We start from the raw sequence: 15,928 nt of genomic DNA, 5'->3' as shown, positions 1-15,928 counted from the left end.
TGTGTCGAGCCGCTAGATATGGAACAAACCCGAAACGTACTGGCCATGTTCTATTTTGGTTCACGGCCCGCGTCAAGGGTTAGCGATGAAAAACCACCGGACAATGACAGATTTAGGGCGAGCGAAGGGGGGTAGGCCTTAAATCCCGTCCAGCGGGACGATGTCCACCACCGTGCCGGCCTCGGCGGCAGGGGCGTGGGGCGGGCGGATGATCAGGCAATCCGCCGCCGCTAGGCGACTCAGCATGGAACTGTCCTGCTGGGTGAAGGTCGCGACGGCGGGCAGGGCACCGTCGCCGGCCGTCAGGGTGGCGCGCAGATAGTCTTGCCGCCGGTCGTTGGCGGGCAAGGCGTTGGCCAGCACGGCGCGCGCCCGGGGCAGCTCCGCCGCGGCCAGCCCCTGCATGCGGCGCAGCGACGGCACCAGGAACAGGGTGGCGCACACCAGGCTGGAGACGGGGTTGCCCGGCAGGCCCAGCAGGGGCGTGCCCCCCAAGCGGCCGAACATCAGCGGCTTGCCCGGCCGCATGGCGATCTTCCAGAAATCCAGGTCCAAGTCCTGGCCGCCCAGCATGTCGCGGACCAGGTCGTATTCGCCGACGGAGGCGCCGCCGGTGGTGACCAGCAGGTCGCATCCGGCCGCCCCCCGTGCCAGGGTCGCCAGGGTATCGGCGTCATCAGGCGCGATGCCCAGGTTGACCGGGGTGCCGCCATGGCGCCGCACCAGGGCGGCCAGCGCCAGGCCGTTGCTGCTGACGATCTGGCCGGCGCCGAGCGGCTCCCCCGGCATCACCACCTCGTCGCCCGTGGCCAGGATGGCGACGCGGGGCCGGCGGTATACGGTCAGGAAAGGGTGGTTCATGGCGGCGGCCAGGGCCACGTCGCGCACGGTCAGGGGACGGCCGGCTTTCAGGCCCACGGTCCCGGCGGTGAAGTCCAGGCCGGCGGCGCGCACCCAGCGGCCAGGCGTACCCTCGCGCACCCGCACGCCGCCGCCCAGGTCGTCACAGTCTTCCTGCAGCACCACGGTGTCGGCGCCGTCGGGGATGATGCTGCCGGTGAACAGGCGCACCGCCTGGCCCGGCGCTACCGTGCCGGCGAAGGGCCGGCCGGCCGGCGCCTCGCCGATCCGGGCCAGCGTGACGGGCAGGGTGCCCAGGTCCGATCCCCGCACCGCCCAGCCATCCATGGCAGAGACGGCGGCCGGCGGCTGCGTCACCCGCGCCACGACATCGGCGGCCAGCACGCGGCCCACCGCCTCGCCCACCCCCACCAGTTCGCCGGCCAGGGGCTGGAACTGGGCCAGGATGCGGGCCAGCGCTTCGTCAACGGGGATCATGGCAGGACCTGTGGTTCAGGGGGTTTCTGCGCGAAAGGGGCCGCTTTTGCCGCCATCCTTGGCGATCAGGCGGATGTCGGCGATGACCATGCCCTTATCCACCGCCTTGCACATGTCGTACAGCGTCAGGGCGGCGACGCTAACGGCCGTCAGCGCCTCCATCTCCACGCCGGTGCGGCCCTTCAACTTGGCCGTGGCCTCGATCTCCACGGCGTTGTCCTCGGGCAGGCAGGTCAGGTCCACCGTCACCTTGGTCAGGGCCAATGGGTGGCAGAGGGGGATGAGGTCCGGCGTGCGCTTGGCCGCCATGATGCCGGCCAGCCGCGCCACGCCCAGCACATCGCCTTTACCCATCTGGCCCGCCTGGATCAGGGCCAGGGTCTCCGCCTTCATGACCACGCGGCCGCGGGCGGTCGCCAGGCGCTCCGTCTCCGCCTTGTCGGAGACATCGACCATCACCGCCCGGCCGGCGGCGTCGAAATGGGTGAAGCCGCTGTTCTCCGACATGGTTACGCCACGGCCTTGTCCAGGCCCAGCAGGGCGCGGGTGGCGGCCGCCACGTCGGCCTGGCGCATCAGCGATTCACCCACCAGGAAGCGGCGGGCGCCCACGATCTCCATGCGCAGAAGGTCCTGCGGGTGATAAAGGCCGCTCTCCGCCACCAGGTGGCGGCCCGGCGGCACCATGCCGGCCAGCATCTCGGTGGTGGCGAGGTCGATGGACAGGGTCTTGAGGTTGCGGTTGTTCACGCCCAGCAGGCCGCCGGGCAGCGCCAGGGCGCGGCGCATCTCCTCGATGTCGTGCACCTCGACCAGCACGTCCATGCCCCAGCCGGTGGCGGCGTCATACAGCTCCAGCGCCTGGGCGTCGTCCAGCGCCGCCATGATCAGCAGGATGCAGTCGGCGCCCAGGGCGCGGGCCTCGGCCACCTGGTAGGTGTCCAGCATGAAATCCTTGCGCAGCACCGGCAGGTCGCAGGCGGCGCGGGCCGCCACCAGATACTCGTCTGCCCCCTGGAAATAGGGCACGTCGGTCAGCACCGACAGGCAGGCGGCGCCGCCCTCCTGATAGGCACGGGCCAGGGCGGGGGGATCGAAATCCTCCCGGATCAGGCCCCTGCTGGGGCTGGCCTTCTTGATCTCGGCGATGAGGGCGTAGAGGCCGGCATCCACCTTGGCCTGCAGGGCGCGGGCGAAGCCCCGGGTAGGGCCGGTGTCGCGCGCGGCCCGTTCCACCTCGGCGAGGGGGCGGGCGGCTTTGCAGGCCGCGATATGCTCACGCTTGTCGGCGCAAATCCGGGCCAGGACGTCTGCTGCGTCGCTCATGCGCGCGCTCCTTCAATCTCTTCCGCCGCCGGGGGCGGCAAGGGGCTCTTCTGCCACCGGGGGCGGCAGGGGGCAATGATGGGCCAGGGCCGCCAGCTTGGCGGCGGCGCGGCCATCGTCCAGTGCCTGGGCCGCCTGGGCCACGCCGTCAGGCAAGGTGGTGGCCTTGTCCGCGACGATCAAGGCGGCGGCGGCGTTGATCAGCACGATGTCACGATAGGCGCCCTTTTCCCCCGCCAGCACGGCGCGCAGGGCCCGGGCGTTCTCCATCGCGTCGCCGCCCCGGATATCCTGGGGATGGGCGCGGGGCAGTCCGGCGTCCTCCGGCGTCACCTGGAAGCGGCGGATGGCGCCGTGGCGCAGCTCCGCCACGTGGGTGGCGCCGGTGGTGGTGATCTCGTCCAGTCCGTCCTCGCCGCTGACCACCCAGGCGACCTCCGTGCCCAGGCGGTTCAGCACCTGGGCCAGCGGCTCCACCCAGCGCTCGGCGAACACGCCCATCAACTGGCGCTTTGCGCCCGCCGGGTTGGATAGGGGGCCGGTCAGGTTGAAGATGGTACGGGTACCCAATTCCACCCGCGTCGGGCCCACGTTGCGCATTGCGCCGTGGTGGCGGGTGGCCATGAGGAAGGTGATGCCGTCCTGCCACAGGGCGGTGCGCACGGCCTCCAGCTCCGCCTCCACGTTCACGCCCAGCTGGCCCAGCACGTCGGCGGCGCCGGATTTGGACGACAGGGCGCGGTTGCCGTGCTTGGCCACCGGCACACCGCAGGCGGCCAGCACGAAGGCCACGGTGGTGGAGATGTTGTAGGTGCCGCTGGCGTCGCCGCCGGTGCCGCAGGTGTCGATGGTGCCCGGCGGGCAGTCGATACGGGCCGCGCGGCCGCGCAAGGCCCGCACCGCGCCCGTGATTTCGTCCACCGTTTCGCCGCGCACGCGCAGGGCCATGAGAAAGCCCCCCATCTGGGATGGGGTTGCGTTGCCTGACATGATGATGTCGAAGGCGGCCAGGGCCTGATCCTCCGACAGGCGCTTGCCCTCGGCCACCCGGCCGAGCAGCGCCTTCATGTCACCGATGTCACCGCTCATGCCGCCAGGCCGGTCTTCTTGACGACCTTGCGTGCCACGCCGGCGAAATCCAGGAAGTTCGCCAGGATCTGGTGGCCGTGGTCGGAGGCGATGCTCTCGGGATGGAACTGCACGCCATGGATGGGCAGGGTGCGGTGGCGCAGGGCCATGATCATCTGGTCCTCCGCCCCTCCTTCGATCCAGGCGACCGATTCCAGCTCCGCCGGCAGGGTCTCCCGCTCCACGATCAGGGAATGGTAGCGGGTGGCGGCGAAGGGCGTGGGCAGGGTCTTCATGACGCCTTCACCCCGGTGGGTTACCTGGCTGACCTTGCCATGCATGGGCACCGGCGCGCGAATGACGCGGCCGCCGAAGGCCTGGCCGATGGCCTGGTGGCCCAGGCAGACGCCCAGCAGGGGGATGCCCCGCTCCGCGGCGGCCGTGATCAGGGGTAGGCAGATGCCGGCCTTGTCGGGATCACAGGGACCGGGGGAGAGGACGATGGCCTCCGGCTTCAGGGCCAGGGCGTCATCCACACTCAGGGCATTGTTACGCCAAACGGCCACGTCGGCGCCCAGCTCGCCGATGTAATGGACGAGATTGTACGTGAAGCTATCGTAATTATCGATGAGCAGCAGCATGATCTGGGAACCCGTTTGGGGAATTGGACGTGGCCAAAGGTGGCCTACACTAGTCCTGAGGCCGCGCGCAGGGCAACCGGATTGGGTGCGGGTCCGATAAGCGGCATACTCCACCTTGGAGATTGCCAGCATCAGCGGGGCTGTAGCAGTACTGGTGGCCGGCCCTCACCACAACCGGCCACGCGCGCGAAGGGGCAGTCATGACCGTTTCCACCACATCCGTTTTCCACAACAGACGGTTCCGCTGATGCCCCGCCGCGTCACCCCGCCGCCGCCCTTGGGGCGGCCGGGACAAAAGACCCCCAAGCGCGCGCCTGCCCGGCGGCGCAAGGGCGCCAGGATCAGCCTTACTCGGGCGCAGCTGGCGGGTATCGTCGGCCTGACGGCCATCGTGGCCCTGCTGGGCGCTTATGTGCTGGGCAATCGTCATCCGCACAAGCCCACGGTGGCGACGGCACCGCCGCCATCGGGGACGGGCAAGACCAGCCCCCGTCTGCCCAGCGCGCCGCCGGTTCCCCCCGTGCCGCCGCCGGAACAGCATGCCGAGGCACCGGTGACGCCGCCGCCGGCTCCTCCTCCCAAGACCGAACCGCCGAAGGTGGAGCCGGGCAAGGGGGGCGCCGCCTGGCGGCGCAACGCCGTGCCGTCGCCCCAGATGGCGGCTCCGGCGCCGGGGGCGGCGCATGCCCGCATCGTGCTGGTGATCGACGACCTGGGTGTGGACCGGCCGCGCTCCACCCGCGCCGTGGCGCTACCGGGGCCGGTCACCACCGCCTGGCTGCCCTATGCCCACGACCTGGCCGACCAGACCAGGGCCGCCAAGGCGGCGGGGCATGAGCTGATCGTGCATGTGCCCATGGAGCCGGTGGGCAAGGCCGATCCCGGTCCGGGCGCCTTGACCGTGAACCTGAGTGACGAGGAGGTGCAGCGCCGGCTGGAGGCCGATCTTGCGTCGTTCGACGGCTATGTCGGCATCAACAACCACATGGGCAGCCGCTTCACCGCCAATGAGGGCAAGCTGTCCATCGTTCTGGCCGAACTGTCCCGCCGGGGCCTGATGTTCCTGGACAGCCGCACCACCCCGGACACCAAGGGGCCCGAACTGGCCGCGCGCTACCGCCTGCCGCTGGTCAGCCGCGATGTCTTCCTGGACGACGACCAGTCGCCCAAGGCGGTGCAGGCCATGCTGGCCAAGGTGGAGGAGGTGGCGCGCCGCCACGGCACCGCCGTCGCCATCGGCCACCCGCATGACGTGACCCTGACCGCGTTGGAGCATTGGTTGCCCACCTTGGCCGCCAAGGGCTTCACCCTTGTGCCATTGACGGCCGTCATAGCGGCCACGCCTGGCGGCACATAAAGATCATTAATTGACCGGCGGCAGTTGGAGAGCGAGATGAGTGCTTCTTATCGAATCGACGGCATGACCTGCCAGGGCTGCGCACGCTCGGTGACGAAGGCCATCCAGGCCGTGGCGCCAGCGGCCGAGGTCGACGTGGATGTGGAGGCGGGTGTGGTGACCGTCACCGGTCCCGCCGACGGCGCCCAGGTGAGGGGGGCCGTCGAGGATGCCGGCTTCGACTTCGTCGGCCCTGTCTGACAGTTCGGTTGAGCGGCACCATGCGTATCCTGGCCCTGTCCGGCAGCTTGCGGGCGGTCTCGTCCAACACCGCCGTGCTGATGGCGGCGGCCCTGCTGGCTCCGGCAGGGGTGGAGATTCGCCGCTGAAACCATCGCGGTGGATCCGGAACTACCGGGGCCGTTGAGGGATGCGTTGATGACATTGGTGGATGGGGACAATAAGTGATTTCGTATATACAATAATGGTGTTTGCCGTATTATCGTATATACGAAATTAGAGCATGGACATCTGGGACGAAGCCAAACGCCAGGCCAATCTTGAAAAGCATGGCGTGGATTTCATCAGCCTGGATGCATTCGATTGGGCTAACGCGATCTATGTTGAGGACCTGCGTCAGGAATACGGCGAGGTTCGGCTGATCGCTTTGGGCCTCTTAGGGAACCGCGTCCATGTCGTGGTGTTCACCGAGCGTCCTGAAGGCCGGCGCCTTATTTCAGCTCGTAAGGCCAATAGCAGAGAGATAGCACGCTATGTCCAAGAGATTGGCATATCCCACCCCTGAGGAAGATGCCGACATTCAGGCGGCCGCGGCTGATGATCCAGACACAATTCCGGATTTGGATGAGGCGTTGGCGACTGGTCAGGTTCGTCGTGTCGGTCGTCCAAAATCGGCAATCGTCAAGCAGGCCGTCAGCATTCGCTTGGACCAGGACATCCTGGACCATTACCGAGGCACGGGCGCCGGTTGGCAGACCCGGCTTAATGAAGATCTTCGCCGTCTTTTGAAAGACAGCGCGGCTTAAACTCTGAGCCAGGAATCAGGAAGGGGCGGCCCGTTGGGACCGCCCCTTCCAAAAACACTGAACCTAAGCCTCAGATGTTCCGCGTCGACCGCTTTTCCTGGGCGTAGCGCACGGCTTCCTCGGCGGCCTTGAACAGGGCCTTGGCCTTGTTCACGGTCTCCTGGTATTCGGCTTCGGGATCGCTGTCCGCGACCACGCCGCCGCCGGCTTGCACATGCATGACGCCGTCCTTGATGACGGCGGTGCGCAGCGCGATGCAGGTGTCCATGGTGCCGTTGGCGGCGAAATAGCCGATGCAGCCGCCGTAGATGCCGCGGCGGGTGCCTTCCAGCTCCTCGATGATCTCCATGGCGCGCACCTTGGGCGCGCCGGAGACCGTGCCGGCGGGGAAGCCGCCCACCAGGGCGTCGATGGCGTTGAAGCGGGACTTGTCCAGCTTGCCCTCAACGTTGGAGACGATGTGCATCACGTGGGAATAATGCTCGATGGTGAAGCGCTCGGTCACCGTGACCGTACCCACCTCGGCCACCCGGCCCACGTCGTTGCGGCCGAGATCCAGCAGCATCAGATGCTCTGACAGCTCCTTGGGATCGGCCAGCAGGTCGGCCTCCAGTTCCTTGTCCTCCGCCGGGGTCTTGCCGCGGCGGCGGGTGCCGGCGATGGGGCGGATGGTGACGGTGTCGTCGCGCAGCCGCACCAGGATCTCCGGGCTGGAGCCCACGACCGACAGGTCGCCGAAATCCAGGAAGAACAGGAAGGGCGAGGGGTTGATGCGGCGTAGCGCGCGGTACAGCGCGAAGGGCGGCAGGGCGAAGGGGACGGAGAAGCGCTGGCTGGGCACCACCTGGAAGATGTCGCCGGCGCGGATGTATTCCTTCGCCTTCTCCACCATGGCGTGGTAGTCGGCGCGGCTGATGTTCGAGGAGGGGTCGGGCAGGGCCTCGATCTCACTGCCCGCGTCATGCCCCACCGGCAGGGGCCGGTCCAGGTCGGCCACCGCGTCGGCCAGGCGTTCCCTGGCGGCGAGGTAGGCCGCCTCTGCCGACACCCCGGCCTGGGGGCGTACCGGAGTCACCAGGGTGACCACGTTCTCGATGCTGTCGAAGATGGCCATGATGGTGGGGCGGATGAGAACGGCGTCCTCCACCCCCAGCGCGTCCCGGTTCTTCTCCGGCAGCTTCTCCATCAGCCGGACCATGTCGTAGCCGAGATAACCGAACAGGCCGGCCGACATGGGCGGCAGGTGGGCCGGCAGGTCGATGCGGCTCTCCTCCAGCACGTCGGCCAGGGCGTCCAGCGGGGCGGCGGACAGCGGCTCGAACGCCGCCAGGTCGGTGGCGGCCCGGCGGTTGATCCAGGCCTGGGTCCCCTTGCTCTTCCAGATCAGGTCGGGCTTCAGCCCGATCAGGGAATAGCGGCCGCGGACGGAGCCGCCGGTGACCGATTCCAGCAGGAAGGAGAAAGGGCGCCCTTGCGCCAGCTTCAGCATGGCGGCGACGGGCGTCTCCAGATCGCTGACCAGCCGCGTCCAGACGACCTGCGCCTGGCCCGCGGCGTAGGCCGTGCCGAAGGCCGTCTCATCGGGGAAGGGGGTCACGACGCCTTACTCCTGGTGTTCAAGGCGCTGCAGCAGCGTCCGGTTCTCGGTGATGCGATAGCGCTGGCGCAGGGCGTCCAGGAACTGGACGTAGAGGTCGCCGGCCACGCCGTCGCGCAGCTGCTTGGCGGCCACCGTGGCGCGGTCGGCCAGCAGCGGTTCCGGCATGGGCACCAATGCCGCCAGGCGCACCACCATCTGGCCGTCGGCGGCGGCGCCGGTGGTGACTTCACCCGGCTTCAGGGTGAACAGGGCGTCCACCAGTTCCGGCGTCAGGGGGCTATCCTTGGGTGGGGTGCGGCCCACGGGCGGCTGGCGGGTGTAGACGGCACCCGTCTCCTTGGCCACCTGCTCCGCCGTGGCGCCGGCCTTCAGCTTGTCGGCGATGTCCTTGGCCTTGGCCTTGGCGGCCTCGTCGCGCTTGGAGGATTTCCAGTCGGCAATGACCTGATCCTTCACTTGGTCCAGCGGCTTCAGGGCCGGGGCCTGCACGCTGTCCACGCGCACGGCGAAATAGCTCTTGTTGCGCTCGCCCTCGGTGGTGCTGCTGTTGTCGCCCGAGGCCAGGCCGAAGGCGGTCTGCACCACCTTGGCGATGGGGACGGCCAGGCCGGTCACCGGCTTGCCGGCAGGGTCCTTGCCCTCGCGGTCCACGGCGGCGATCTTGGTCACCGCCGCGTCCACCTTCTTGGCGGCCTCTTCCAGGGAGGCGCCGCCGGAAATGGCATCGTCCAGCTTGTTCGACAGGTCGTACAGCTGGTCAGTGGCGCGCTCGGCCTTCACCTGCTCCACCAGCTGGGCCTTCACCTGGTCCAGGGTCTGGGTGCTGCCGGGGACGATCTTGGTGACGGCGACGACGTGCCAGCCGAAACCGCTCTTCACCGGTTCCGACACCTTGCCCTGGGGCAGGGAGAAGGCGATGTCCTGCAACTCGGCAGGCAGGTCCGCCTTGGTGATGTTGGCCAGCGGCAGCATGGACACGCCGGCGGCCTTGGCGGCGTCGGCCAGCGACTTTCCGCCGGCGGCGGCCTGCGCCACCTTGTCCGCCTGCTCTTTGGTGTCGACCAGCACCTGGTCCAGGTCGCGGCGTTCCGGCTTCACGAATTCCTTGGACCGGGCGTCATAGGCCTTCTTCAGGTCGTCATCGCTGACCTCCTCGGTCTTGGCGATGGCGTCGGTGGACAGGGTGACGACGGTCAGGGCGCGGTATTCCGGGGCGGTGTAGCGGACGGCCTGGGCCTTGTGGAAGGCCTCCAGCGCCGCCTGGTCGGGCGTGCCCGGGTCCGGCATGGCCTTGTCGGCCACGAACAGCGTCTCCGCCCCGCGCTGCTCGCCGCGATAGCGCACCAGGTCACGGGCCAGGGTCTGGGGCACGCGGATGCCGGCGGCCAGGGCCTCCGTCACCTCGGTGCGGGCCATGTCCTCGCGCACCTCGCCGACGATCTCTTCCTCGGTCAGCTGGTTCTGGCGCAGCAGGGCCCGCATCAGCAGGGGATCGAACTGGCCGGACTTGTCCTTGAACACCGGCATCTCGGCGATCTTCTGCGCCGCCGCCTGTTCCGAGACGCGCAGGCCGAAGTCGTGCGTCGCCTGCTTGATCAGGGCGCGCTGAATCTCGTCCTGCAGCGCCGCGCGCATCAGGCCCATCTGCTTGGCCTGCTCGGCCGTCAGCTCCGGCCCCATGGTCTGGCGCAGCCGGTTCATCTGCTGGCGGAAGGCGCGGTCCACATCCTGCGGGGTGATCTCGGTGTCGCCGACGCGGGCCACAGCTTGGTCACTGACGGTGGTGCCCACCCGTCCCACACCCCAGATCCCGAAACTGATGATCAGGAACACGAACAGGATCTTGGAGAACCATGAGCCCGAGAATTTGCGGATGAACTGAAGCATGTGCCTGCTGCGTCTTGCGAATTGCTTGTCAGTGGGAACAGGGCCTGAGCCCTGGATATCCCACCCTCCCATCAGGGCGCGGCATCATAGAAGCAGGGGGCGGGGGCGGCAATAGATGGTTGGGCGGGCGACGCGCATGGGCCGGACGTGCCGACTCACGGTCTTGTCACGGCCTGAATCATGGAAATGCCGGCCCATGACTGTTACAGCATGACGACAGGGACAACCGTGACAAGGCGGGCCACCCAAACCTAAAAGGCCCCCGCGCGGATGCTTCCCTTTTGAGTGCGTTAAACTCGGGGAGAACAAAGGAAATGCGCCGCAAATTCATTGTCGGTAATTGGAAGATGCACGGCCTGCGGGAAGGGGGGACGGCATTGGCCTCCGACCTCGCCGGCCGCATGCTGGGGGCGGGTGACGTCGCTTTCGACATGCTGCTGTGCCCGCCCGCCACCCTGATCCACACCGTGGTCCAGGCCGTGTCCGACGCGCCGGTCAGCGTCGGCGGCCAGGATTGCCATGGCAAGGATTCGGGGGCCCACACCGGGGACATCGGGGCCCCCATGCTGGCCGACGCCGGCTGCCGCTACGTCATCGTCGGCCATTCCGAGCGGCGGCAGGGCCATGGCGAGCAGAGCGTGGAGGTGAGGGCCAAGGCCGCCGCCGCCCACCGCGCCGGCCTGATCGCCATCGTCTGCGTGGGTGAGACGGAGGCGGAGCGCGACGCCGGCCGCGCCATGGACGTCATCGCCCGCATGGTGGACGATTCCATGCCCGAAGGCGCCACGGCGGCCAACACCGTGGTGGCCTATGAGCCCGTCTGGGCCATCGGCACGGGGCGCACGCCCACGCCCAGGGACGTGGCAGCCATGCATTCCATGATCAGGGGACGTCTCGCAACGCTGGTTGATCAGCCGGACGCGGTGCGCATCTTATATGGCGGTTCCGTTAAGCCGGACAACGCGGCCAGCCTGTTGCACATCGACGATGTCGATGGGGCCCTGGTTGGCGGCGCCAGCTTGAAGGCGGACGAATTCTGGGCCATCGCGGAAACTTGCCGCTAGCGCCCCGGGTTCGGACTGGGTAAAGAGATGCGCGAGCAGGTCGGCCGCCCCCGGACGGGGCGGCCGGCTATTTCATGTTTTGCCATAACCATTGTTTGGCCTGCTGGATAGGATTGCTGCTTCGATGTCCACCGTCGTCCTGGTTTTGCACATTCTGATCGGCATCGCGCTGGTCGGTGTCGTCCTGGTCCAGCGCTCTGAAGGTGGCGGGCTGGGCATGGGCGGCGGCACCATGGGCGGCTTCATGACGGCCCGGGGCAGCGCCAACCTGCTGACCCGCACCACCTCCATCCTCTTCGGCGCCTTCCTGGTGACCAGCCTGGTGCTGGCCCTGCTGAACCGCGCGGCCACGCACCACGATTCGGTGTTCGACAAGCTGCCGGCCGCCGCCGCTCCGGCCCCGGCCGCGCCCGCCCCGGGTGCCGCGCCTGGCACCGTGCCCTCCGGCGACCAGCCGGCGGCCCCTGCGGGCGCTCCGGCGGCGCAGCAGCCGGCACCGGCGACCACCTCCCCGGCTCCCACCTCTGGCGAGCCCAAAGTTCCGACCGGCCAGTAAAGGCAGGCGACACTAACGGAGGCGGCGAAAGCCGCCTCTTTCAATTCGGGGGGCCGGCGCATTCGCGTTGGCCCGACATGCGGCCTTTAGCTAAACTAGGCTTCCATGACGCGCTTCATTTTCATCACCGGCGGCGTGGTCTCTTCCTTGGGTAAGGGACTGGCGTCGGCCGCTCTGGGTGCTTTGCTCCAGGCCCGTGGCTACAAGGTCCGCCTGCGCAAGCTCGACCCCTACCTGAACGTCGACCCCGGCACCATGAGCCCCTACCAGCATGGTGAGGTGTTCGTGACCGACGATGGCGCCGAGACCGACCTGGATCTGGGCCATTACGAGCGTTTCACCGGCGTCTCGGCCCGGCAGACGGACAACATCACCACCGGCCGCATCTATTCCAACGTGATCGCCAAGGAGCGCCGCGGCGACTACCTGGGCGCCACCGTGCAGGTGATCCCGCACGTCACCGACGCCATCAAGGAGTTCATCCTGGGCGACGTGAAGGATGAGGACTTCATCCTGTGCGAGATCGGCGGCACCGTCGGCGACATCGAGAGCACCCCGTTCCTGGAGGCGATCCGCCAGCTGGGCAACGATCTGGGGCCGGAGCGGGCGCTGTTCATCCACCTGACCCTGCTGCCCTACATCCCGTCGGCGGGTGAGCTGAAGACCAAGCCCACCCAGCACTCGGTGAAGGAGCTGCTGTCGGTCGGCATCCAGCCGTCCATCCTGCTGTGCCGCTCCGACCGTCCGATTCCGGAGAACGAGCGCCGCAAGATCGCCCTGTTCTGCAACATCCGGCAGGAGCGGGTGATCGCCGCCCTGGACGTGGACACCATCTACCACGTGCCGGTCAGCTATCACGAGCAGGGCTTCGACGAGCAGGTGCTGCGCTACTTCGGCCTGCCGGCCGACGAGGCGCCGGATCTCTCCCGCTGGAAGGAGATCGCCGCCCGTGTCCGCCAGCCGGAGGGCGAGGTCACCATCGCCGTGGTCGGCAAGTACACCAGCCTGCTGGACAGCTACAAGTCGTTGGCCGAGGCCCTGACGCACGGCGGCATCGCCAACAACGTCAAGGTCAAGCTGGATTGGATCGATAGCGAAATCTTCGAGGGCGGCGGCGCCGTGCAGCGGCTGGAAGGGGTGCACGGCATCCTGGTTCCCGGCGGCTTCGGCGAGCGCGGGTCCGAAGGCAAGATCCGCGCGGCCCAGTTCGCGCGTGAGCGCAACGTGCCTTATTTCGGCATCTGCTTCGGCATGCAGATGGCGGTCATCGAGGCCAGCCGCCACCTGGCGGGCCTGGAGGACGCGGGCTCATCCGAGTTCGGGCACAAGTACAAGCATCCCGTGGTCGGCCTGATGACCGAGTGGGTGCGCGGCAACGAGATGGAGAAGCGCGGCGCCGAGGGAGACCTGGGCGGCACCATGCGGCTGGGCGCCTATCCCTGCCAGCTGCTGCCGGGTACCAAGGTTGCGGAGGTCTACGGCGCCAACCATATCGAGGAGCGTCACCGCCACCGGTATGAGGTGAACATCACCTACAAGGACCGGCTGGAGAAGGTGGGCCTGAAGTTCTCCGGCCTGTCGCCCGACGGCGAGCTGCCGGAAATCGTCGAGATCCCGTCGCACCCCTGGTTCATCGGCGTGCAGTTCCACCCGGAACTGAAGTCCAAGCCGTTCGAGCCGCACCCGCTGTTCACCAGCTTCATCAGCGCCGCCATCGCGCAGAGCCGGCTGGTTTAAGCAGGGCACCCCGTGTAACCCTTGGCATGGGGCTTGGTCCCAGGTCAAGGGAGGCCGGCGACGGCCGGCCCGGGCCGTTAGGCCCGTAAGCCAAGCCGGCGGATGCCGGCGCCCGGCGCCTGAGGGCTAAAAGAGTCCCCAGGGGCCGCCGCATTGTCAGCGGCGGCCCTTTGGCTTTTGGGAGCATTCTTGAGATGACCGATATCCGCACTGTCCGCATCCGTGACCTGGACGTGGCCAACGACAAGCCCTTCATGCTGATCGCCGGCCCCTGCCAGCTGGAAAGCCGCGAGCACGCGCTGGAGATGAGCCAGGCCCTGGTGGAGATCACCGCCAAGCTGGGCATCGGCCTCGTCTACAAGACCAGCTTCGACAAGGCCAACCGCACGTCGGTCAGCACCGCGCGCGGCCTGGGCATGGAAAAGAGCCTGCCCATCCTGGCCGAGGTGCGGGAGAAGTTCGGCTGCCCCGTCCTGACCGACGTGCACACGGCGGAGCAGTGCGCCCCCGTGGCCGAGGTGGTGGACGTGCTGCAGATCCCGGCCTTCCTCTGCCGCCAGACCGACCTGCTGCTGGCCGCCGGCGAAACCGGCAAGGTCATCAATGTGAAGAAGGGCCAGTTCCTGGCGCCGTGGGACATGAAGAACGTGGCGGCCAAGATCGCCTCCACCGGCAACGAGAACATCCTGCTGTGCGAGCGCGGCGCCAGCTTCGGCTACAACACCCTGGTCAGCGACATGCGCAGCCTGCCCATCATGGCGCAGACGGGCTATCCGGTGGTGATGGACGCCACCCATTCCGTGCAGCAGCCGGGCGGGCAGGGCACCACCAGCGGCGGCCAGCGCGAATTCGTGCCGGTGCTGGCCCGCGCCGCCCTGGCCGTGGGCGTGGCCGCCGTCTTCATGGAGACGCACGAGAACCCCGACTGCGCCCCCAGCGATGGCCCCAACATGGTCAAGCTGAAAGACCTGCCGGCCCTGCTGGAAACCATGGTCGCCATCGACCGCATCGCCAAGGCCAACCCGATCTTCTGATCGGCGACTTCGGCCATCGCGTTTCAAGGATGGACACCGGCGGCGGGGCGACCTGCCGCCGGTGTTTCATTTGGAGGAATGCGCCGCCAGCCAGCGCGCGGTGGCTGGCATGGCGTAGAGCACCGTGCGTTCCGCCAGGGTGTGGCCGTCCTCGTCGCGCCCGTCCGGGCTGGCGCCCGCCCGCAGCAGGCGTACAGCGATAGCGTCGTTCCAGGTTGCGAAGACAGGTCCCAGGCCGTTCTCGTCCCGGATCGTTACATCGGCGCCGTTGGCCAGCAGTGTCTCCACCATGTCCAAATCGTCTGCTTCGAACAGCGGAGTGCGGCCCCGCCTGTCACGATGGTTGGGGTCGGCCCCCAAGGCAAGGAGCCGTTTGGCGGTGGCCAAGCGGGCGTCACGGGATTTCCATCGGAAACTTTGGAGGGAAGCCAGCGCCGTCTGTCCACCGACGTTCTGCCGGCTTGGCTCAGCCACTGTGACGGCATCGACGGGGATCCCTGCCGCCACAGCGGCTTCAGCCAGGGCTGGGTCGCACGCGGCGGCCCAACGCGCGAATAGGTGACTGGCCTCACCGGGTCGCAACCGGGCCAGCCAACCGGCGGCGACCAGTCGTTGGAAAACTGGCGCGCGCCCCTCCTTTATCGCATCGCGCAGCAAATCGAGGCCCAACAAGCTGTTGGACTGGCCGTCACGTCCCTTGGTGACCGTCTCCAGCGGCAGGCCACGGTCGATCATGCTCAAGAGTGTTTCAGTGGGCGGCACATCGGGACCGTGCAGGGCGATGGCGGCGGCGGATACGGACGTGAAGTCGAACCCGGTGGCGGCCAGCCAGTCAACCAGCCCCGGTGCACCGTTAACCCATCGGGCGGTATCGGCGACGCGGTCGACCTCATCCTCCAGCGTTTTGACCACGGCGGGCATTCCCATCCCGGTTCCGGCATAATCCTCGACATGCTTGGTGCCCCTGTCGGTTTCCAGGGTCAAGCTGTAGTGCGGCGCATCGGTGACCATGGCGAGGTCGCTGTCAGCCAGTTCGAAGAAATGCGCCTCTTCGAAACGGCGCGCCAGCGCGGCCACCGCTTCGGGCGGCACATGGTCCTCCTGCCGGCCGGGCACGACCACGTCGGAGGAAAAGAAGGGCGGACGGCGATAGACGGTGGTGGGAAAACGCTGGCCCGCCGGCAGATCGCCGCCGCCGTCGAAGACGACACGGCCCGATCCCTCGATCTCCACACTGTACTGTGGGCAGCGCCCTATGCCGCATCCCAGGCGGGTCAAGGTTATCCGCAGCTTGCT

General features: G+C 68.0%; 16 protein-coding genes. 8 read left to right on the top strand and 8 right to left on the bottom strand.

Features of this window, described 5'->3' with window-relative positions; all coding sequences use genetic code 11:
- Positions 1-138: 138 nt before the first annotated feature.
- From Y958_RS08005 to Y958_RS07985, 5 genes are read right to left on the bottom strand one after another with little or no spacing between them, the layout of a single operon-like run.
- Complete coding sequence (locus Y958_RS08005; RefSeq protein WP_088871586.1) at positions 139-1,338, bottom strand: molybdopterin molybdotransferase MoeA; 1,200 nt, start codon at positions 1,336-1,338, stop codon at positions 139-141.
- A 15-nt stretch (positions 1,339-1,353) separates the two neighbouring features.
- Positions 1,354-1,845 (bottom strand): cyclic pyranopterin monophosphate synthase MoaC, encoded by a 492-nt coding sequence (gene moaC, locus Y958_RS08000; protein ID WP_088871585.1) that lies wholly within the window; start codon positions 1,843-1,845, stop codon positions 1,354-1,356.
- Positions 1,846-1,847: 2 nt separating this feature from the next.
- Positions 1,848-2,663: an indole-3-glycerol phosphate synthase TrpC gene (gene trpC, locus Y958_RS07995; protein WP_088871584.1), complete on the bottom strand. Its 816-nt coding sequence runs from the start codon at positions 2,661-2,663 to the stop codon at positions 1,848-1,850.
- Positions 2,664-2,675: 12 nt separating this feature from the next.
- The gene (gene trpD, locus Y958_RS07990; protein WP_088871583.1) at positions 2,676-3,752 is read right to left on the bottom strand and encodes an anthranilate phosphoribosyltransferase; all 1,077 of its coding nucleotides are present in this window, start codon (positions 3,750-3,752) and stop codon (positions 2,676-2,678) included.
- Positions 3,749-4,372 (bottom strand): anthranilate synthase component II, encoded by a 624-nt coding sequence (locus Y958_RS07985; protein WP_088871582.1) that lies wholly within the window; start codon positions 4,370-4,372, stop codon positions 3,749-3,751. The genes trpD and Y958_RS07985 overlap by 4 nt, the downstream gene beginning before the upstream one ends.
- A 247-nt stretch (positions 4,373-4,619) precedes the next feature.
- Here Y958_RS07985 and Y958_RS07980 point away from each other — a divergent pair, with 247 nt between their 5' ends.
- The 4 genes from Y958_RS07980 (at position 4,620) to Y958_RS07965 (ending at position 6,754) form a co-directional block, all read left to right on the top strand.
- Positions 4,620-5,729: a divergent polysaccharide deacetylase family protein gene (locus Y958_RS07980; RefSeq protein WP_088871581.1), complete on the top strand. Its 1,110-nt coding sequence runs from the start codon at positions 4,620-4,622 to the stop codon at positions 5,727-5,729.
- A gap of 36 nt (positions 5,730-5,765) precedes the next feature.
- A complete protein-coding gene (locus tag Y958_RS07975; RefSeq protein WP_088871580.1) occupies positions 5,766-5,969 on the top strand; it encodes a heavy-metal-associated domain-containing protein in 204 nt (67 codons plus the stop codon).
- A 262-nt stretch (positions 5,970-6,231) separates the two neighbouring features.
- Positions 6,232-6,513 (top strand): BrnT family toxin, encoded by a 282-nt coding sequence (locus Y958_RS07970; protein ID WP_088871579.1) that lies wholly within the window; start codon positions 6,232-6,234, stop codon positions 6,511-6,513.
- On the top strand, positions 6,482-6,754 hold the full coding sequence (locus Y958_RS07965) for a BrnA antitoxin family protein (protein WP_088871578.1): 273 nt from the start codon (positions 6,482-6,484) through the stop codon (positions 6,752-6,754). The genes Y958_RS07970 and Y958_RS07965 overlap by 32 nt, the downstream gene beginning before the upstream one ends.
- Before the next feature lie 70 nt (positions 6,755-6,824).
- On the opposite strand, the gene trpE is transcribed toward Y958_RS07965, so the two are convergent.
- Together trpE and Y958_RS07955 are read right to left on the bottom strand one after the other, a co-directional pair.
- Positions 6,825-8,351, bottom strand: coding sequence for an anthranilate synthase component I (gene trpE, locus Y958_RS07960; RefSeq protein ID WP_088871577.1), 1,527 nt, complete (start codon positions 8,349-8,351; stop codon positions 6,825-6,827).
- A 6-nt stretch (positions 8,352-8,357) separates the two neighbouring features.
- Positions 8,358-10,241: a peptidylprolyl isomerase gene (locus tag Y958_RS07955; RefSeq protein ID WP_186291114.1), complete on the bottom strand. Its 1,884-nt coding sequence runs from the start codon at positions 10,239-10,241 to the stop codon at positions 8,358-8,360.
- Positions 10,242-10,555: 314 nt separating this feature from the next.
- On the opposite strand from Y958_RS07955, the gene tpiA reads away from it, so the two are divergent.
- The 4 genes from tpiA (at position 10,556) to kdsA (ending at position 14,632) form a co-directional block, all read left to right on the top strand.
- Positions 10,556-11,305 carry a triose-phosphate isomerase gene (gene tpiA, locus Y958_RS07950; protein ID WP_088871575.1) on the top strand — a complete coding sequence of 250 codons (750 nt, stop codon included), beginning with the start codon at positions 10,556-10,558 and terminating at the stop codon, positions 11,303-11,305.
- A 124-nt stretch (positions 11,306-11,429) separates the two neighbouring features.
- Positions 11,430-11,861: a preprotein translocase subunit SecG gene (gene secG, locus Y958_RS07945; RefSeq protein WP_088871574.1), complete on the top strand. Its 432-nt coding sequence runs from the start codon at positions 11,430-11,432 to the stop codon at positions 11,859-11,861.
- 105 nt (positions 11,862-11,966) lie between these two features.
- On the top strand, positions 11,967-13,598 hold the full coding sequence (gene pyrG / locus Y958_RS07940) for a CTP synthase (protein ID WP_088871573.1): 1,632 nt from the start codon (positions 11,967-11,969) through the stop codon (positions 13,596-13,598).
- Positions 13,599-13,792: 194 nt separating this feature from the next.
- Positions 13,793-14,632: a 3-deoxy-8-phosphooctulonate synthase gene (kdsA, locus tag Y958_RS07935; protein WP_088871572.1), complete on the top strand. Its 840-nt coding sequence runs from the start codon at positions 13,793-13,795 to the stop codon at positions 14,630-14,632.
- A 66-nt stretch (positions 14,633-14,698) separates the two neighbouring features.
- On the opposite strand, the gene Y958_RS07930 is transcribed toward kdsA, so the two are convergent.
- On the bottom strand, positions 14,699-15,910 hold the full coding sequence (locus Y958_RS07930; RefSeq protein WP_145727711.1) for a DUF6438 domain-containing protein: 1,212 nt from the start codon (positions 15,908-15,910) through the stop codon (positions 14,699-14,701).
- Positions 15,911-15,928: the final 18 nt, after the last annotated feature.

It is taken from the genome of Nitrospirillum viridazoti CBAmc (assembly GCF_000730165.1).
Taxonomy (GTDB): Bacteria; Pseudomonadota; Alphaproteobacteria; order Azospirillales; family Azospirillaceae; genus Nitrospirillum; species Nitrospirillum viridazoti.
This window is presented reverse-complemented; position numbering and strand designations above follow the sequence as displayed.